Below are 18,012 nucleotides of genomic sequence, written 5' to 3' on the forward strand. Positions count from 1 at the left end.
GGTGCCAGAATCGCCCGCGTGACCCTTTCGAGCGGCGACCTCGCCCAGCGCGACGCCGTCGCCACCGAGGATGCACCCGACGCACCGTCTCCGTCCCGCCTGGCACGGCTGACGGATGCGTACGGTTCCGTCGAGCGGCGCCTTGCCGAGCCGCGCATCCGCCGCCGCATCGAGATCGCGGCGCCGATCGCCATCCTCAGCATCGCGGCCGTCGCGCGGCTGGTCGGCCTCGGCCACCCCGGGATCCTCGTGTTCGACGAGACCTACTACGTCAAGGAGGGCTGGTCGACCTGGCAGCTCGGCTACGAGGGCGAGTGGGGCGAGGGCAGCGACGAGCGCTTCCAGGACGGCGACCCCGGCGGCCTCACCACCGAGGCCGACTACGTCGTGCACCCGCCGCTGGGCAAGTGGATCATCGGCATGGCGATGGCCCTGTTCGGCATGGCCGACCCCTTCTGGTGGCGGCTGCCCAGCGCCCTCGCCGGCATCGCGCTCGTCGGCCTCACCTACGCCATCGCCCGCGGCCTGCTGCGGTCGGTCGCGTTCGCCTCGCTCGCCGGCTTCTGGATGGCCATCGACGGCTTCGCGATCGTGATGAGCCGCACCGCACTGCTCGACGGCATCCTCGCCCTGTTCGTGCTCGCCGGCGCCGGCGCGCTGCTGCTCGACCGGCGCGGCTCCCCCGCCCGCACCATCAGGGCCCTCGCCGACCGACCGAACCGCGTGCTCGCCGCCTTCTGGTGGCGGCCCTGGCTCGTCACCGCCGGCGTGCTGCTCGGCGCCGGCGCCGCCACCAAGTGGTCGGGCGCCGTCTTCATCGCCGCCTTCGGCCTCTGGAGCGTGCTGCTCGACGCGCTCGACCGACGCCGCGCCGGCTACCGCTCCCCCTGGCTCGGCACGCTGCTCTCGCAGGCGCCCACCAGCCTCGTGCTGCTCGTCGGCCCGGCGCTGATCGTCTACGTCGTCAGCTACGCCGGCTGGTTCGACGGCGGCTGGGGCTCGCAGCTCATGCTCGAGCGCGCCGACCTCCGCTGGGGCGGCCTGCTCGCCTGGGTGCCGCTCGGCCTGCAGTCGCTCTGGCAGTACCACCTGCAGCAGTTCGGGTTCCACGTCGGCCTCGTGGGCGACCACGTCTACCAGTCGCCCGCCTACGAATGGCTCTACCTCGGCCGCCCGACGGCGTTCGAGATGGAGGCGGGATCGTCGGGCACCTGGTGGGTGACCGCGCTGCCGAACCTGCTCATCTGGTACGCCTCGGTGGCGGCGCTGGCCTTCCTGCTGTTCCACCTCGGGCGCCGGCTCGACCGCCGCGCGGGCTTCCTGTTGGTGGGGGTCGCCGCCGGCTACCTGCCCTGGCTGCTGGTGCCCGACCGCACGATCTTCCTCTTCTACGCGATCGTCTTCCTGCCGTTCATGGTGATCGGGCTGGCGCTGGCCCTGCAGCACCTCGTGGGGCCGCGCGGTGTCGCGACCGGGCTGGCGGATGCGTCGCCTCGGCTCGACGCGGACCTCGCGGTCGCGGTGCCGCCCCTCGACAAGGTGGAGGGATCCGTCGAGCGGCGGGCCGCGGGCTGGTTCGTGATCGCGGCGCTCGTGGTCGTCTCGGTCGTCGTCTTCGCCTGGTTCTTCCCGGTCTGGTACGGGGTGACGCTCGACTCGGATCTCATGCGGCTGCGGCATTGGCCGCCGACCTGGCCGGGGCGCTGACCGTCGGCAGGCCGCGTCAGTAGGGCTGCGGGAGGTCGCAGACGAAGCCCTCGCAGCGGTAGGCGGCCGGCGCCGACTTGCCCTCGAAGAGCGAGAAGCCTGCCTCGGCGAGCGCGGCCGCCTGCTCCGGGCTCGCGAGCACTGCGCCGGGCTCGCGGCGCATCGCGGCGGGCGGATCGCCGATGAGCACGGTGGTGCGCGGCGGCTCGGCGAGGCTGGCGGCGACGCGCAGCGTCGCGGCGCCCGCGAGGGGGTTGCGGATGGCCAGGCTCGCGTCGAGCAGGCGGCTCGCGCGGGCGAGATGGTCGCCGTCGCCGGTCAGCGCGTAGAGCGCGTGGAGCGCGCCGGCGAGCGACGATCGGCCGCCCGGCGCATCGCCGTCGGAGTCGGGGCCGAGCTGCAGCGCCGGGCCCTGCCCGGCGACGGTCGCGGGATCGGGGGCGGCGTCGAGGATGGCGCGCGCAGCGATGGCCCAGCGTGCCTCGCCGGTCGCGGCGGTGAGCGCGAGCAGCCCCTGCGCGAGGTTGCCGGCGTCTGCCGCGGTCGCGGCCGCGGCCGAGGGCACGCCGTCGAGGCTGGCGTGCACGAGCGCCGCGGGATCGCTGGCGTGGGCGGTCAGCAGGTGCTCGGCCGCGCCTCGGGCGAGCTCGAGCGCGCGGGCGTCGCCGTCGCGCAGCGCGCGCACCGCGAGCGCCTCGATCGCCAGCCCGTTGGCTGCGGTGACGAGCAGCCGATCGAGCGGCGGCCGCTCGACGCCCGGCGTGCCCGGCTCGGCGAGGTGCCAGCCGCCCTCGGCGCGGCGACCGGCGACCGTCGACTCGGCGTCCTCGGCCACGGCGAACCCGCCGCCCGGCAGTCGCAGCACCTCCCCGAGGAAGCCCACGATGCCGGCGGCGACCCGCTCCCGGCCCAGCAGCGTGGCGGCATGCAGCAGCTGCGCGTTGTCGATGAGCATCCGCTCGAAGTGCGGCACGCCCCAGTCGCGCTGGGTCGCGTAGCGGAAGAACCCGCCATCGCGCCCGCGCAGGTGCGAGAAGCCGCCTGCCTCGACCACGTTGTCGTCGCCGGCTGCCGCGTCGAGCAGGCGCCCGGCGAGGCCGGGTGCGCCCTGCGCCGCCTGGGGGTCCGTGCTGTCGCCACCGGACGCATCCGCCTCAGACGACTGCGCGTCCGCGCTGCCGCGTTCCGCCGGCTCGGCATCGGCCGCCGCCTCTGCCTCGGCCAGCGCGACGATCAGCCCCGGCTGCGGAAACTTCTGGCCGGTGCCGAGCCCGCCGTGCAGCGGATCCTCGAGCGCGGCGACCCCCGCGAGCGCCGCCCGAGTCTCGGCCGCCGTCGGCGCGGCGCCGCCCTCGCCGGAGGCCGAGGCCCGCAGCGCCTCCTGCACCCGCGCCGCCGTGTCGAGCGCCTGGTCGGGCCGCTCGCGCCACGCGTCGCCGACGGCGGCCAGCACCTGGCGGAACGCGGGCACCCCCTGCACCTCGACCGGCGGGAAGTAGGTGCCGGCGTAGAACGGCAGGCCGTCGGGCGTCAGGAACACGCTCAGCGGCCAGCCCAGCGACCGGGTGAAGGCGGATGCGGCGCCCATCAGCGCCGCGTCGACGTCGGGCCGCTCCTCGCGGTCGATCTTGATCGCCACGAAGCCGTCGCGCAGCGCCTCGCCGATGGCCGGGTCGGCGAACGACTCGCGCGCCATCACGTGGCACCAGTGGCAGGTGGCGTAGCCGACGGAGGCGAACACCGGCACGCCGCGCTCGCGCGCCTCGGCGAAGGCGTCGTCGCCCCACTCGCGCCAGTCGACGGGGTTGTCGGCGTGCAGGCGGAGGTAGTCGCTCGCGGCGCCCGCGAGCCGGTTGTCGTTGCGCTGCTGCATGCGGCGACCGTAGCGGGGCGACCTCGGCACGGGGTGTGCGCGACAGCACCGCGTCACCGCCCCCGGTAGCGCGCGGGGCGCCGCATGGTGTGCCAGTTGCGGCAGGGCTGCGTCGAGCCGCGCCGCACGCCCGTGCACGGCGGCATCGACGGCGGCGGCTCCGCCTCGAGCACGATCTCGCGCCCGTCGATCTCGATCTCGCGGCTCGTCGACCACAGGTGCCAGGCCGGCTGCAAGGCGTTGCAGAGCACCTCGCAGTCGCAGAAGCCGCCCATCGACTCGAGCCGCTCCACGAGCGCCGTCGCGCGCGGCGCGGCCACGTCGCGGTAGTGCTCGGCGAGCGCCAGGTCGCCGGCGCAGCGATGTCGCTCGAGCGCCCGATCGAGATAGCAGGCGAGGCACTCGCCGGGGTCGGGGTCGAGCCACTCGGAGAGCAGCCCGCGCACGTAGGCCTCGGCTTCGTCAGCGATCGATGCGTCCATGCGGTGCACCATCGCACCCGGAGCTCACGCTGCGCGCCGAGCCCGCAGCGCCCTGTGGAAAGCCGCCCGACGAAGGCGCAGTCAGCGCGCGGGCACCGCCCGGTCGACGAACGCGTCGACCGCGGCGAGCGCCTGCTCAAGCGTGAGGTGCCCGGCCTGCGCCAGCTGCGCGAGCCCGTGGGCGACACCCCACGAGGCGGCTGCCAGCGCCTCGATCGCGGCTCCGTCGGCGTCCTCCCCCAGCACATCGCGCACGACGTCGCCGACGAGCTGCTCCTCCGCCGCGATGAGCGGCGCCATCGTGTCGGTGGGCTGCCCCGGCACGCACACCGCGGGGTCATAGATGACGGCGAACGCGTGCGGACGCTCCGCGGCGAACCGCACGTAGTCGTGCCCGATGCGCCGCAGCCGCTCGACCGGGTCGCCGACCCCGCCCGCCGCCCGGTTCGACTCCAGCAGCGCCGCCATCGACCGCTCGGCGAGCACCTTCAGCAGCGCCTTGCGGTCGCCGAAGTGGTGGTACGGCGCGTTGTGGCTGACGCCGGCCGCCCGCGCGACCTCGCGCAGGCTGATCTCGTTCGCGGGCTGGGTCTCGAGCAGCGCCATCGCGCCGCGCTCCAACGCCTCCCGAAGGTTGCCGTGGTGGTAGCCGTCGCCCGATCTTGACACGAGCATGATGCTACGTCACAGTTGGCACTGTCTAGATTCTAGACAGTGCCAAGATCGGCGTCGCAAGAGTCGCCCCACGACCCCACCAGCACCCAAGGAGCCACCATGTCCGCCCTCGTCATCGACGCCCACCCGAACCCCGACTCGCTCGTCTCGGCCCTCGCATCCGCCTACGCCGAAGGGCACGGCGATGCGCGCGTCATCCGGCTGCGCGAGCTCGACTTCGACGTGCACATGCGCTTCGGCTACACGCGGCGCATGGCGATCGAGCCCGACCTCGCCGATGCCCGGCAGGCGATCCGCGACGCCGACCACATCGTCATCGCGACGCCCGTCTGGTGGCGCTCGACGCCCGCGCTGCTGAAGGGCTTCCTCGACCGCGCGCTGCTCCCCCAGCAGGACTACCGCTACAAGGGCTCACTGCCAGAGGGCCTGCTGACCGGCCGCACCGGCCGCATCATCGCCACCAGCGACACCCCGGGCTGGCTCGCGCCGCTGCTGCCCGACACCCGGCTCGACCAGCTGCGCTCGGGCACCCTGGCGCTCTGCGGCATCAAGCCCGTGCGGATGCGTCGCCTCGGCCCCGTCAAGCAGTCCACCGCCGAGCAGCGACAGGCGTGGCTCAGCCAGGTGGCAGCCGACGGCGCGAAGGACGCCGCCCGGGCACCGCGGCGCACCAGCCCGCTGGTCGCGGCCTGACGCACGCGCGACCAGCGCCCCGCTGCCGCGCCTCCGGGCTTGAGCCGGGGGGCGCTGCGCGTGGCAGGCTCGACTGCATGGATGCCACGCGCCAGGTCGTGCCCGTCACGATCGACCACCCGACGGTGCCGCACGTCGACGCCATCGTCGACCTCCCCGCGGCCGCATGGACGAGCATCGTGCTGCTGCACGGCGCCGGCGGTTCCGCCACGCACCCGTGGATGGAGGGCGCCGCCCGCGGGCTGGTCGGCGAAGGCGTCGCGGTGCTGCGCGCGAGCTTCCCGAACGCGCAGGCGGGCAAGCGGCAGCCGGAGCGTGCGCCGAGCGCGATCGCGACCTGGCACGCGGTGATGGATGCGGCGAAGGGCCTCCTGCCGCACCTGCCGTGGGCGGGCGGCAAGTCGTTCGGCGGACGGATGGCCGCAGCCGCCGTCGCGGCCGGCATGCCCGCCACCGGCCTGCTCTACCTCGGCTACCCGCTGCACCCGCCCGGCAAGCCCGAGCCACTGCGCGAGGAGCACCTGCGCGACATCGCGCTGCCGCAGCGGTTCCTGCAGGGCACGAACGATGCGTTCCAGTCGGGGGATGCGCTCGACCGGCTGGTCGCGCAGCTGCCGGACGCGCGCATCGACTGGGTCGCAGGCGGCGACCACTCGTTCCTGGTGGCCGGCGGCGACCGCGACCCGGCGCGCGTGGCCGAGGCGCTCGGCCCGCGGATCGCAGCGCTGCTGCGCTGACGGGCTGGCGGCCTGACGCCGCCGCCCGCCGACGCGTCGCCAGCCCGCGTCGCGAGCCCTCTCCGCGAGCCCGCGCCGCGAGCGCAACGCGGACCCCTTCCACCAAGCGCGACCCGGTGCACCAGGTCGATTTCGGTGGAAGGGGTCGAGCTCGCGGTGCGCAGCCCGGCCGCGCGACCGGCACACGCGAGCGGCCGACGCGCCAGGGCCGCGCGCCGGGCCACGCGACAGGCCCGCGCGAGCGGCGCCGCGCCGAGCCGCTAGTTCGCGTCCGCGGGGTCGCTCGACACGCGGCCGGCCGCGCCCAGGTCGAGCGCGTCGATCGCCGCGATGTCGGCGGCCGACAGCTCGACCGAGGCGGCGGCGAGGTTCTCCTCCATGCGCTCGCGGCGGTTCGACTTCGGGAAGACGATGCGCCCGGCGGCGAGGTGCCACGCGAGCACGACCTGCGCCCACGAGGCGCCGGTCCGGGCGGCGATCTCGCCGATGACGCCGCCGGTGTAGTCGACCTTGCCCTGGCCGAGCGGCCCCCACGCCTCGATCGCGATGTCGTGCTGCGCGGCCAGCGACACCGCGGGCCGCTGCTGGAACTGCGGGTGCAGCTCGATCTGGTCGATCGCCGGGATCACGCCGGTCGACAGGATCTCGGGCAGGTAGCGCTCGTCGAAGTTCGAGACGCCGATCGAGGTGGTGAGCCCCTCCGAGCGCAGCGCGCCCAGCGTCTCCCACGTCTCGACCGGGCTGCCGTTCTTCGGCGTCGGCCAGTGGATCAGGTAGAGGTCGACGTGCGACAGCCCGAGCTTCTCGAGGCTCTCGCCGAGCGCCGCGCGGGTGTCGGCGGCGCCGCGCCGGTCGTTCCACAGCTTGGTGGTGATGAAGAGCTCATCGCGCGGGATGCCGCTGGCCGCGATCGCGCGCCCGACGCCCTCCTCGTTGCGGTAGATCGCCGCCGTGTCGATGTGGCGGTAGCCGGCCTCGAACGCGTCGAGCACGATGCGCTCGGTCTCGTCGGGCTCGACCTTGAACACGCCGAAGCCGAGCTGCGGGATGCTGCGGCCGTCGTTCAGCGTGCGGGTGGGGATGGTCACTCGGTCTCCTCGATGGTCGACGTGTCGGTGGGCAGGGCGGATGCGTCGACCCCGTCGACGTGCCGCTCGTCCGGTCCGCTGTAGGCCGAGAGCGGCCTGATCAGCGCGTTGCTCGCCCGCTGCTCGATGATGTGCGCGGTCCAACCGGTGACGCGCGCGGCGACGAACAGCGGCGTGAAGATGGGCACGTCGAAGCCGATGAGCGCGTACGCCGGGCCCGACGGGAAGTCGAGGTTGGGCTTGATGGGCTTCCGGTCGGCCATGGCCTGCTCGAGCGCGTTGTAGATCTCGAGCACCTCGGGCTTGCCGTAGTGCTCCACGAGCCTGACGAGGGCGGCCCGCATAGTGGGCACCCGCGAGTCGCCGTTCTTGTACACGCGGTGCCCGAAGCCCATGATCTTGCGCTTCTCGTCGAGCGCGGTCTGCATCCACGCATCCGCCTCCTCCGCCGAGCCGACCTCGTCGAAGATGCCCATCACGGCCTCGTTGGCGCCGCCGTGCAGGTGGCCCTTGAGCGCGCCGATGGCTGCGGTGACGGCCGAGTAGAGGTCGGCGAGCGTCGAGGTGACGACGCGGGCGGTGAAGGTGGATGCGTTGAACGAGTGCTCGGCGTACAGCACCATCGACTGGTTGAACGCCTCGACGACGACCGGGTCGGCCTCCTCGCCGAACGACATCCACAGGAAGTTGGCGGCGTAGTCGAGGTCGTCGCGCGGCTCGACGAGCTCGAGGCCGTTGCGGCGACGCTGCTCGTAGCTGACGATCGCGGGCAGCACGGCGAAGAGGTTGAACGCCTTGTCGAGATCGGCGGATGCGTCCTCGGCCTTGGGGTCGTTGGCTCCGACGATGCTGACGGCGGTGCGCACGATGTCCATGGGGTGCGCGCTGTCGGGCAGCGCATCCATCACGGTCTTCACGTTGTCGGGGAGGGCGCGGTGCTGGCGCTCCCTCGCGCAGAACTCGGCGAGCTGGTCGGCCGTGGGCAGGTCGCCGAACCAGAGCAGGTAGGCGACGGCCTCGAACGGCTGCGTCAGCGCAAGCTCGGGCACGGGGTAGCCGCGGTAGAGCAGCGAGTTGGTGTCGGGGTTGACCTTCGAGATCTCGGTGGTGTCGGCGTAGACGCCAGCGAGACCCTTCTTGATGTCGGGCTCGGCCATGGTGCTCCTCGATGAACGGGTGGGCGGACGCCCGACGACTCTATGCCACCGGCCCCGCGCGACCGGCCCGGCGCCACCGGCCCCGCGCGACCGGCCCGGCGCGACCGGCCCCGCGCGACCGGCCCTGCGCGACCCGCACCCGGCCACCGGCCGCAGGCCGCAGGTTGACGGCGCACCCTGCGCCGGTCAGGCTCGAGGCAGACCCTGGAGGCACCCGTGCAGCAGATCCGCATCGAGCAGGCGGTCGACATCGCCGCCCACGCCGACGTCGTCTGGCACGCGCTCGTCGACGAGCCGTCGGCGTGGTGGGGCAAGCCGTACCTGCTGCTCGAGGGCATGCTGCCCGGGATGCCGTGCGTGATCGAGCTGCCGCTGCGCGCGGGCGAGGCCGTGCTCGAGCACGCCGGCGACGCGTCGGCGCTCTGGGGCGTGGTGACCGAGTGCGTGCCGGGCGCGAGCTATGCCTGGCGCGGCCAGATGGGCATGGGCGACAACGTCGAGGGGCACGTGCGGCTGGTGCTCGAGCCGCGCCCGCGAGGCACGCGCGTGAGCCTCGTGCACGAGGCGGCGCTGCTGTGGGGCGACGGCGGCGGCGCCGACGGCGTGCAGCGCTCCTACGACGAGGGCTGGGCCGACCTGCTGGCGCGGCTCAAGGCGCTCGTCGAGACGGGCGCGCGGCACGGGTCGGCGGGGCTGAGCGCGCCGGTCGCGCCCGCAGCGCGCGGCCAGTAGCGCCGACGCGGCCCGGCCCCGAGGCCCGAGAGACCGGCAGATCTCGTCGGCTCAGCGCCTCCGGCGGGATAGTCCCAGCGGAAGCCCCCAGCGCCCGAGACCTGCCGGAGCCGAGCCAGCGACGGCGGACGCAGCGCCTACGCGACGCCGAGCGCCCGCGCCACCACCAGCAGCTGCACCTCGCTCGTGCCCTCGCCGATCTCGAGGATCTTCGAGTCGCGGAAGTGCCGGGCCACCGAGTACTCGTTCATGAACCCGTTGCCGCCGAAGATCTGCGTCGCGTCGCGCGCGTTGTCCATCGCCGCGTCGCTGGCGGTGAGCTTGGCGATGGCCGCCTCGGTCTTGAAGGGCTTGCCGGCATCGCGCAGCCGCGCCGCCTGGTGCCACGCGAGCCGGGCCGTGTGCACGCGCGCCTGCATGCGGGCGAGCGTGAACTGGATGCTCTGGCGGGTCGCGAGCGGCTCGCCGAAGACCGTGCGCTGCTTGGCGTAGTCGATCGCGTCCTCGAGGCAGCCCTCGGCGGCGCCGGTCGACAGCGCCGCGATCGCGATGCGCCCCTCGTCGAGGATGTGCAGGAAGTTCGCGAAGCCGCGGCCCTGCTGCCCGAGCAGGTTGCCCGCGGGCACGCGCGCGTCGACGAACGTGAGCGGGTGCGTGTCGGAGGCGTGCCAGCCGACCTTGTCGTAGGCGGCCTCGACGGTGAAGCCCGGGGTGCCGTTGGGCACGACGATCGTCGAGATCTCCTTGCGACCGCCCTGCTCGCCGGTGACGGCGGTGACGGTGACGAACTTCGTGATCGGCGTGCCCGAGTTGGTGATGAACTGCTTGGCGCCGTTGATGACCCACTCGTCGCCGTCGAGGCGCGCGGTGGTGCGGGTCGCGCCCGCGTCCGAGCCCGCCTCGGGCTCGGTGAGCCCGAAGCCCGCGAGCGCCCTGCCCGCGAGCAGCTCGGGCAGCAGCTCGGCCTTCTGCTCGTCGCTGCCGAAGCGGAACACCGGCATCGCGCCGAGGCTGACCCCGGCCTCGAGCGTGATGGCGATCGACTGGTCGACGCGCGCGAGCGCCTCGATGGCGAGGCAGAGCGCGAAGTAGTCGCCGCCCTGGCCGCCGAGCTCCTCGGGGAACGGGATGCCGAACAGGCCGAGCTCGCCCATCTGCGCGACGACGTCCATCGGCAGCGTCTTCGTGCGGTCGGCCTCGTAGGAGGCCGGCGCGACGACGCGGTCGGCGAACTCGCGGATCGTCTCGGCGAGCGTCACCTCGTCGTCGCTGAGGGCGTAGGTGGCCAGGTCGATCGTCATGCCGTCTCCTTGTCTGAGAAGACCGCCATCCGCGCGGGGATCCCGGGATCCGATCGGGATCCAGCCGGGTCGCTCCACGCTGAGCGGTCGGCAAGTACCTTACGGCACGGGCCGTTGCGCAGACACAGGCCGTTGCGCAGGCACAGGTGCGGATGCGTGCCGTCGCCTGCGCTGGACGCGTCGCGGTATGACTCGTTATACTTTCGGCATGAAGACTGCGATCTCGATCCCTGACCGCGACTTCGAGCGCTTCGAGCGCATCGCCGCGCGGCACGGCATGAATCGCTCCGAGTTCTATCGGCGCGCTGGTCGCCGCCTCGCCGACGAGCTCGAGGGCGAGGCCGAGCTGACCGCGCTCGCGAACGCCGTCATCGCTCGCGTCGGCCAGCCGGCCGCAGACGGCCTGCTCCTGCGGGAGTCGGAGCGCATCATCGGCGAGGGCACCGACTGGTGATCGCGCACGGAGATGTCGTCTGGGTCGACTTCGGGTCGCCGCGCGGCTCAGAGCCGGCGAAGCGGCGGCCGGCTGTCGTCATGCAGGAGGACTGGCTGCTCGCCTCGCAGATCGCCACCGTGCTCGTCGTGCCGTTGACCTCGAACCTCGCGCTGGAGGCCTTCCCCGGCAACGTGCTCGTGCCGGCCCATGCCTCCGGTCTCGACAAGGACTCCGTCGCGGTCGTGTCGCAGCTCGGCGCGGTCAGCCGCGAGTTCCTGGAGCCGTACCCCGTGGGGCGCGTCCCGGCCTACGTCCTCTCGAAGATGGCCGACGGCATCCGCCTGGTCACGGGCATCTGACCGCCCGCTGCCGGTGGCTCAACGGTGCTGGCGCGCCCGGGTGTACTGGTCGGGCCACACCGACGCAGCCGCCTCGCCGTCGAGCTCGGCCTCGGCCGCCAGCGCCCAGTGCGGATTGCGCAGCCAGGCGCGCGCGAGCATGACCGCGTCGGCGTCGCCCTCGGCGAGCAGCTGCTCGGCGTGCGCCGGCTCGTCGATCAGCCCGACCGCGTTGACCGGCAGGCCGGTCGCGGCGCGCACCTCGCGCGCGAAGTGCACCTGGTAGCCGGGCCCCAGCGGGATCTCCTGCCGCGGGTCGAGCCCACCGCTCGACAGGTCGAACCAGTCGGCGCCCGCCTCGGCCGCGACCCGCACGTGCTCGATGGTGCGGTCGACCTCGATGCCGCCGTCGACCCAGTCGGATGCGCTGAGTCGCACCATGAGGGCGGCCTCCGGTGCCGCTGCCCTCACCGCCGCGACGACCTGCCGCAGCAGCTCGACGCGCAGTCCGCCGGCGTCGGCGCCCCACTCGTCGTCGCGCTGGTTGGTGAGCGGCGAGAGGAACTGGTGCAGCAGGTAGCCGTGGGCGGCGTGCAGCTCGATCGCCTCGAAGCCGGCGTCGACCGCGCGGCGGGCGGCCGCCGCGAACAGGCTCGGCAGCTGCGCGACCTCGTCGCTCTCCAACGCGCGGGGCGCGGAGAACCGGCCGAACGCATCCGCCCCCGCAGCCACGCTCTGCCAGCCGCCCTCGTCGGCGGGCGCGGTGCCGTGGCCCGACCAGGGGCGGCGCGCGGAGGCCTTGCGGCCGGCGTGGGCGAGCTGCATGGCGGCGACGGCGCCGTGGGCGCGGATGCGCTCGGCGATCACCGCCCACGCCTCGGCCTGCTCGTCGTTCCAGATGCCGGTGTCCTGCGGCGAGATGCGGCCGATCGGCTCGACCGCCGCCGCCTCGGTCATCACGAGGCCCGCGCCGCCGCGCGCGAACGACGCGAGGTGCTCGAGGTGCCACTGACCGGGGATGCCGTCCTGCCGCTCGCAGGAGTACTGGCACATGGGCGAGACCCAGGCGCGGTTGCGCGCCTCGACCCCGCCCACCTGCACGGGCGCGAAGAGCAGGCTCAAGACGCGTCGCCTCCGGTGGATCCCTCTCCGGTCGTGCCGCCCGCGAAGCCGCTCGGCACCTCGAAGTCGAACACACCCTCGTCGAACGCGTTGTATGCGGCGTAGTCGTTCAGCTCGTACAGGCGGGCGCGCGTCTGCATGCGCGGCACCGCGTCGTCGAGCGTGCCCGTCTCGTTCAGCAGCCCAAGCTCGCGCTCGATCGCGCCCATCGCGATGCGCAGCAGCGACACCGGGTGGATGGCGATGTTCACGCCCACGTCCTGCAGCTGCTGGTGCGTGAAGAGCGCGCTCTTGCCGAACTCGGTCATGTTGGCGAGGATCGGCACGTCGACCGCCGCGCGGATGGCCGCGAACTCCTCGAGCGTGGCCATCGCCTCGGGGAAGATCGCGTCGGCGCCGGCCGCCTCGAGCGCCTTCGCGCGGTCGACGGCGGCGCCGAGGCCCTGCACGCCGCGGATGTCGGTGCGCGCCATGATCAGCAGGTCGCTGTCGCGGCGGGCCCGCACTGCGGCGGCGATGCGCTGCACGGCGAGGTCGAGCGAGACGACCTCCTTGCCGTCGAGGTGGCCGCAGCGCTTGGGGTTGACCTGATCCTCGAGGTGCAGGCCCGAGACGCCGGCGTCCTCGAGCTCGTGCACGGCCCGCGCCACGTTCATCGCCTCGCCGAAGCCGGTGTCGGCGTCGATGAGGGTCGGCAGGTCGGTCATCCGCGAGATCTGGCGGCCGCGCTCGGCGACCTCCGACAGCGTCGTCAGCCCGATGTCGGGCAGCCCCAGCTCGGCCGCCATCACGGCGCCCGAGATGTAGGCGCCCTCGAAGCCCAGCTGCTCGATGAGCGGCGCGGTGAGCGGCGTGAAGGCGCCCGGGAAGCGCTGGATGGTGCCCGAGGCGAGGCCCGCCCGCAGCGCCTTCCGCTTCTCGTTCGGCGTGACGCGGGTCGACAGCACTAGAAGAGGCCCTTCGTGGTGCCGCCGTCGACCGTGCCCGCGGGCGCGACGACGTTGAGCTGGCGCACCTCGTCGGCGGTGAGCTCCGGCAGGCGGTCGACGAGGGCGAGGAAGCGGTCGATCTCGGCGTCGCCGATGATGCCCTGCGCGAGCGTGCGGAGCTTGTGCTCGTACTCCGCCCGGCCGAACGGGCGCGCCCCGGCCGGGTGCGCATCCGCCACCGAGATCTCGTCCTCGATCGTCTCGCCCGAGGTGAGGGTGACGACGATGCGGCCGCCGAACGCCTTCTTGTCGGGGTCGGGGTCGTGGTAGCGCTCGGTCCACACCGGGTCCTCGAGGGTGGTGATCCTGTTCCACAGCGCGACGGTGTCGGGCCGCTGCGCGCGCTCGGGCGCGTAGGAGTCGACGTGGTGCCAGCCGCCGTCCTGCAGCGCGACCGCGACGATGTACGGGATCGAGTGGTCGAGCGTCTCGCGGCTCGCGGTCGGGTCGTACTTCTGCGGGTCGTTGGCACCCGAGCCGATCACGAAGTGGGTGTGGTGGCTGGTGTGCAACACGATCGAGACGACGTTCTCGGGGTCGCGCAGCTCGGGGCGCTCGGCCGAGAGCTTGCGGGCCAGGTCGATCCAGGCCTGCGCCTGGTACTCGGCCGAGTGCTCCTTCGTGTAGGTGTCGAGGATGCCGCGCTTGGGCTCGCCCGGTGCGGGCAGCGGCACCTGGTAGGAGCCCTCCCAGCCGTCGAGCAGCCAGGCGATGACGCCGTCCTCGCCCTCGTAGATCGGCACGGGGCTCGTCTGGCCGCGCATGGCGCGGTCGACCGACTCGACCGCCATCTTGCCGGCGAAGGCGGGGGCGTGCGCCTTCCAGGTGGAGATCTCGCCCTTGCGCGACTGGCGCGTGGCGGTGGTGGTGTGGAGCGCCTGGCCGACGGCCTGGAAGATCGTCTCGGCGTCGAGGCCGAGCATGGTGCCGATGCCGGCGGCGGCCGAGGGGCCGAGGTGGGCGACGTGGTCGATCTTGTGCTTGTGCAGCGAGATGGCGCGCACCAGGTCGACCTGGATCTCGTAGCCGGTGGCGATGCCGCGCACCAGCGCGCGCCCGTCGCAGCCGACGTGCTGGGCGACGGCGAGGATCGGGGGGATGTTGTCGCCCGGGTGGGAGTACTCGGCCGCCAGGAAGGTGTCGTGGTAGTCGAGCTCGCGCACGGCGACGCCGTTGGCCCACGCCGCCCACTCGGGGCTGACGCGGTCGCCGATGCCGAAGACGGCGGCGCCCGGCTGGAAGGGGTGGCGCTGCGCCTGCTCGCGGGCCGAGACGACCGGCGGGCGGTTGAGGCTCGCGATCGCGACCGAGGCGTTGTCGATGATGCGGTTCGCGATCATCTCGACGACCTCGGCCTCGACCTCGACGGGGTCGACCGCGACCTGCGCGATCTTCCAGGCGAGCTGCTCTTCGCGGGGCAGGTTCTCGGCGCTCTTGCGGGCGCGGACCTCGTGCTGGATCATGGCTTCTCCTTGGTTGCGGGGGTCTGCTGGGCGGACGCGGGCTGGGGTTCGGTGAGCTGGATGGGGTGCTCGCGGTCGTCGCGCTCGTCGCGCTGGTCGCGGTGGTCGTCGGGCACCGTCTCCAGCATGGTGGTTCTCGTGAGGCGGCGCCGGTTCAGGGTGCGGATGAGCAGCGGCAGGGTGAGCACGACCGCCAGCGTGACGTAGACGACCACCGAGAACGGCGAGGCGAGCAGGGTGAGCGGGTCGCCCGCCGAGATGTCGAGCGCGCGGCGCAGCTGCAGCTCGGCGAGCGGGCCGAGGATGGCGCCGACGACGACGGGGGCGATCGGGAAGCCGAAGCGCCGCAGCAGGTAGCCGACGACGCCGAAGACGATCAGCAGCAGCACGTCGAACGACGCGCCGTTGACGGCGTAGGCCCCCAGCAGCGCGAAGGTCGCGATGCCCGCGAACAGGTAGGGCTTCGGGATCTTGAGCAGCTTCACCCAGACCCCGACCAGCGGCAGGTTGAGCACGAGCAGCATCAGGTTGCCGATCAGCAGGCTCGCGATGAGTCCCCACACCAGGTCGGGCTCGTTGCGCAGCAGCGCCGGGCCGGGCTGCAGCCCGTACTGCTGGAACGCGACCAGGATGATCGCCGCGGTCGCCGAGGTCGGGATGCCGAGGGTCAGCAGCGGCACCATCGTGCCGGCGGCGTTCGCGTTGTTGGCGGCCTCGGGGCCTGCGACGCCCTCGATGGCGCCGTTGCCGAATTCCTTGCGCCGCGCGCCCTTCGCGAGCCGCTTCTCGAGCGAGTACGACAGGAACGTGGGGATCTCGCTGCCGCCGGCGGGGATCACGCCGAGCGGGAAGCCGATCGCGGTGCCGCGCAGCCAGGGCTTCCACGACCGGCGCAGGTCGGTGCGCGTCATCCAGCGCTGGCCCTTGATCGACTCGACCGCGTACTTCGACGTGGTCTGGTGCGCGACGACGTAGAGCACCTCGCCGATGGCGAAGAGCGCGACGATGAGCACGACCGTGTCGATGCCGTCGAGCAGTCGCGGCATGCCGAAGGTCAGGCGATCCTGGCCGGACTGGAAGTCGATGCCGACGAGGCCGAGCGTGAGGCCGAGGGCGAGCGACGTCAGGCCGCGCAGCGGCGAGCCGCCGACGAGTGCGCCGACCGTCAGGAAGGCCACGACCATGAGCGCGAAGAAGTCGCGCGCGCCCAGCTGCACCGCGATGTCGACGATGCCCGGCGCGAACAGCGCCACGAGCACCGTGGCGATCGTGCCGGCGATGAACGAGCCGATCGCCGCAGTCGCGAGCGCCGCGGCGCCGCGGCCCGCGCGTGCCATCTTGTTGCCGTCGATGGCGGCGACGATCGAGCCGGACTCGCCGGGAGTCTTGAGCAGGATCGAGGTCGTCGATCCGCCGTACATGGCGCCGTAGTAGATGCCGGCGAAGAGGATGAAGGCGCTCGCGACCTCCATGCCGTAGGTCATCGGCAGGAGCAGCGCGATGGTGAGCGCCGGGCCGATGCCCGGCAGGACGCCGATCATCGTGCCGACGAATGCGCCGAGCAGCGCGAAGAGCAGGTTCTGGAGCGTGAACGCGACCGTGAAGCCGTGGACGAGTCCTTCGATGCCGTCCATCACAGGATTCCCGTCAGGATGCCCGCCGGCAGCTGGATGCGCAGCAGCAGGGTGAAGAGGTAGAAGACGCCGAGGGAGAGCACGACGGCGATGCCGATGGTGAGGAGCCAGCGCTTGGCGCCGGTGGCGAAGGCGACCGCGACGAAGGTGATGGCCGCGGCGATCGGGTAGCCGAGCACGTCGACTGTGAGCGCGAACAGCACGAGCGCGGCGGTGGCGAGCAGCAGCTGCCACCAATGGAGGCGGCTGGCGTCGACGTCGCCCTCTGCGGCATCCGGATGCCCGAGCCTGCCGCGCAGGATCTGCACGATGAGGAGGATGCCCAGCCCGGTGGTCAGGCCGCCGACGATCATCGGGAACTGACCCGCGCCGAGTCCGGAGGCGGAGGTCGAGGCAGGCTGCGACAGCCCGTCGAGGATCGTGACGATGCCGATGGCGACGACGGCGATGCCGAGCAGCAGCTCGGGCCAGCGCCGCTTGGCTCCTGCCTCCGGCACGCGGGTCGCCCCGGCGCCGGGGGCCGCGATCGCGGCTCCCGACTCCGGGGCGACAGTGGGGCGGTTCGTCACTGGACGACGAGGCCCAGCTGCGAGAGCACACCCTCGACGCGGGTGTTCTCCTCGTCGAGCCACGCGTCGAACTCGTCGCCGGCGAGGAACAGGTCGGCCCAGTCGTTCGTCTCGAGCTGCTCGGCCCAGGCGTCCGAGCCGGCGAGCTCGGTCACGACGTCGACGTACTGCTGGCGCAGCTCGTCGTCGATGCCGCCCGGCGCCATGATCGAGCGCCAGTTGGCGAACTCGAGGTCGGGGTGACCGATGTCGGCGACGCTCTGCACCTCGATGCCCTCGACCGGCTCGCTGCTCGAGAGCAGCAGCGGCCGCAGCTCCTCCTCGAGGATCTGGTCGCGGAACTCGCCGATGCCGGCGATGCCGGCGCTGACCTGGTTGCCGAGCAGGGCGGTGGTCGCCTCGCCGCCGCCCGAGAACGGCACGTAGTTGAGCTGGCTGGGCTCGATGTCGTACGCCTCGGCCAGGAGGCCCAGGAACACGTGGTCGGCGCTGCCGGCCGAGCCGCCCGCGATCGGCACGCCGGCGGGGTCCTCGGCGATCGCGGCCAGCAGGTCCTCGATCGTCTGGAACTCCGAAGCCGCGGGCACCACGATGATCTCCGCCTCGCCGATCAGGCGCGCGATGGGCGTGACGTCGTCGAGGCTCACGCCCGTGTCGTTCGTCAGCACGCCGCTCATCATCGCGAGGCCGGAGGCCATGAGCACGCCCTCCTGGCCGGGGTTGGCCGCGACCTGCGCGAGCGCGACGGTGCCCGAGGCGCCGGGCACGTTCGTGACGGTGATCGACTCGGCGAACTCACCGCCCTCGAGGGCGGTGCCCAGGGCGCGTGCGGTCTGGTCCCAGCCCGAGCCGGGGGCGGCCGGGGCGAGGATCTCCATGCGACCCAGCGCCTGCACCTCTGCGGCCGCCGTCTCGCCCGCGTCCGACGCCTGCGGCGCCTGGTTCGCGGTCGTGCATCCGACCAGTGCGATCGCCACTGCCGCGATCATCGCCGCGGACTTCACCTGCTGCTTCAC

General features: G+C 73.1%; 18 protein-coding genes. 6 read left to right on the top strand and 12 right to left on the bottom strand.

Features of this window, described 5'->3' with window-relative positions; genetic code table 11:
• Positions 1-18: 18 nt before the first annotated feature.
• Entirely contained in the window at positions 19-1,707 is a 1,689-nt protein-coding gene (locus Q9250_RS11375; RefSeq protein WP_306231994.1) for a dolichyl-phosphate-mannose--protein mannosyltransferase, read from the top strand.
• Between the two features lie 16 nt (positions 1,708-1,723).
• Here the strand turns inward: Q9250_RS11375 and Q9250_RS11380 are convergent, their stop codons facing one another.
• The 3 genes from Q9250_RS11380 to Q9250_RS11390 all read right to left on the bottom strand — a co-directional run bounded on the left by Q9250_RS11380 (position 1,724) and on the right by Q9250_RS11390 (position 4,731).
• Entirely contained in the window at positions 1,724-3,580 is a 1,857-nt protein-coding gene (locus tag Q9250_RS11380) for a thioredoxin domain-containing protein (protein WP_306231995.1), read from the bottom strand.
• Between the two features lie 53 nt (positions 3,581-3,633).
• Positions 3,634-4,062: a DUF2695 domain-containing protein gene (locus tag Q9250_RS11385; RefSeq protein ID WP_306231996.1), complete on the bottom strand. Its 429-nt coding sequence runs from the start codon at positions 4,060-4,062 to the stop codon at positions 3,634-3,636.
• An 81-nt stretch (positions 4,063-4,143) separates the two neighbouring features.
• Entirely contained in the window at positions 4,144-4,731 is a 588-nt protein-coding gene (locus tag Q9250_RS11390; protein WP_306231997.1) for a TetR/AcrR family transcriptional regulator, read from the bottom strand.
• Between the two features lie 105 nt (positions 4,732-4,836).
• Here Q9250_RS11390 and Q9250_RS11395 point away from each other — a divergent pair, with 105 nt between their 5' ends.
• On the top strand, positions 4,837-5,430 hold the full coding sequence (locus Q9250_RS11395; protein ID WP_306231998.1) for an NAD(P)H-dependent oxidoreductase: 594 nt from the start codon (positions 4,837-4,839) through the stop codon (positions 5,428-5,430).
• A 77-nt stretch (positions 5,431-5,507) separates the two neighbouring features.
• Entirely contained in the window at positions 5,508-6,167 is a 660-nt protein-coding gene (locus Q9250_RS11400; protein WP_306231999.1) for an alpha/beta hydrolase family protein, read from the top strand.
• Between the two features lie 260 nt (positions 6,168-6,427).
• Here Q9250_RS11400 and Q9250_RS11405 read toward each other — a convergent pair whose 3' ends face one another.
• Positions 6,428-7,255, bottom strand: coding sequence for an aldo/keto reductase (locus Q9250_RS11405; protein ID WP_306232000.1), 828 nt, complete (start codon positions 7,253-7,255; stop codon positions 6,428-6,430).
• A complete protein-coding gene (locus Q9250_RS11410; protein WP_306232001.1) occupies positions 7,252-8,412 on the bottom strand; it encodes a bifunctional 2-methylcitrate synthase/citrate synthase in 1,161 nt (386 codons plus the stop codon). Before Q9250_RS11410 ends, Q9250_RS11405 begins: the two co-directional genes overlap by 4 nt.
• Positions 8,413-8,628: 216 nt before the next feature.
• Between Q9250_RS11410 and Q9250_RS11415 the strand changes: the two genes are divergently transcribed.
• Positions 8,629-9,144, top strand: a complete 516-nt coding sequence (locus tag Q9250_RS11415; protein WP_306232002.1) for an SRPBCC family protein — start codon at positions 8,629-8,631, stop codon at positions 9,142-9,144.
• A gap of 137 nt (positions 9,145-9,281) precedes the next feature.
• Here Q9250_RS11415 and Q9250_RS11420 read toward each other — a convergent pair whose 3' ends face one another.
• Positions 9,282-10,445, bottom strand: coding sequence for an acyl-CoA dehydrogenase family protein (locus Q9250_RS11420; protein WP_306232003.1), 1,164 nt, complete (start codon positions 10,443-10,445; stop codon positions 9,282-9,284).
• Between the two features lie 208 nt (positions 10,446-10,653).
• Between Q9250_RS11420 and Q9250_RS11425 the strand changes: the two genes are divergently transcribed.
• Together Q9250_RS11425 and Q9250_RS11430 are read left to right on the top strand one after the other, a co-directional pair.
• On the top strand, positions 10,654-10,899 hold the full coding sequence (locus Q9250_RS11425; RefSeq protein WP_306232004.1) for a ribbon-helix-helix domain-containing protein: 246 nt from the start codon (positions 10,654-10,656) through the stop codon (positions 10,897-10,899).
• A complete protein-coding gene (locus Q9250_RS11430) occupies positions 10,896-11,240 on the top strand; it encodes a type II toxin-antitoxin system PemK/MazF family toxin (protein WP_306232005.1) in 345 nt (114 codons plus the stop codon). The genes Q9250_RS11425 and Q9250_RS11430 overlap by 4 nt, the downstream gene beginning before the upstream one ends.
• Positions 11,241-11,258: 18 nt before the next feature.
• Here the strand turns inward: Q9250_RS11430 and Q9250_RS11435 are convergent, their stop codons facing one another.
• From Q9250_RS11435 to Q9250_RS11460, 6 genes are read right to left on the bottom strand one after another with little or no spacing between them, the layout of a single operon-like run.
• Complete coding sequence (locus Q9250_RS11435; RefSeq protein WP_306232006.1) at positions 11,259-12,341, bottom strand: oxidoreductase; 1,083 nt, start codon at positions 12,339-12,341, stop codon at positions 11,259-11,261.
• On the bottom strand, positions 12,338-13,288 hold the full coding sequence (gene prpB, locus Q9250_RS11440) for a methylisocitrate lyase (protein WP_306232007.1): 951 nt from the start codon (positions 13,286-13,288) through the stop codon (positions 12,338-12,340). Before prpB ends, Q9250_RS11435 begins: the two co-directional genes overlap by 4 nt.
• A complete protein-coding gene (locus tag Q9250_RS11445) occupies positions 13,288-14,793 on the bottom strand; it encodes an MmgE/PrpD family protein (protein ID WP_306232008.1) in 1,506 nt (501 codons plus the stop codon). Before Q9250_RS11445 ends, prpB begins: the two co-directional genes overlap by 1 nt.
• Positions 14,790-16,427, bottom strand: coding sequence for a tripartite tricarboxylate transporter permease (locus Q9250_RS11450; RefSeq protein WP_306232009.1), 1,638 nt, complete (start codon positions 16,425-16,427; stop codon positions 14,790-14,792). Before Q9250_RS11450 ends, Q9250_RS11445 begins: the two co-directional genes overlap by 4 nt.
• Positions 16,427-16,996, bottom strand: coding sequence for a tripartite tricarboxylate transporter TctB family protein (locus Q9250_RS11455; protein WP_306232010.1), 570 nt, complete (start codon positions 16,994-16,996; stop codon positions 16,427-16,429). Before Q9250_RS11455 ends, Q9250_RS11450 begins: the two co-directional genes overlap by 1 nt.
• A complete protein-coding gene (locus Q9250_RS11460) occupies positions 16,993-18,012 on the bottom strand; it encodes a Bug family tripartite tricarboxylate transporter substrate binding protein (RefSeq protein WP_306232011.1) in 1,020 nt (339 codons plus the stop codon). The genes Q9250_RS11455 and Q9250_RS11460 overlap by 4 nt, the downstream gene beginning before the upstream one ends.

This window comes from Agrococcus beijingensis (assembly GCF_030758955.1).
Classification (GTDB): Bacteria; Actinomycetota; Actinomycetes; order Actinomycetales; family Microbacteriaceae; genus Agrococcus; species Agrococcus beijingensis.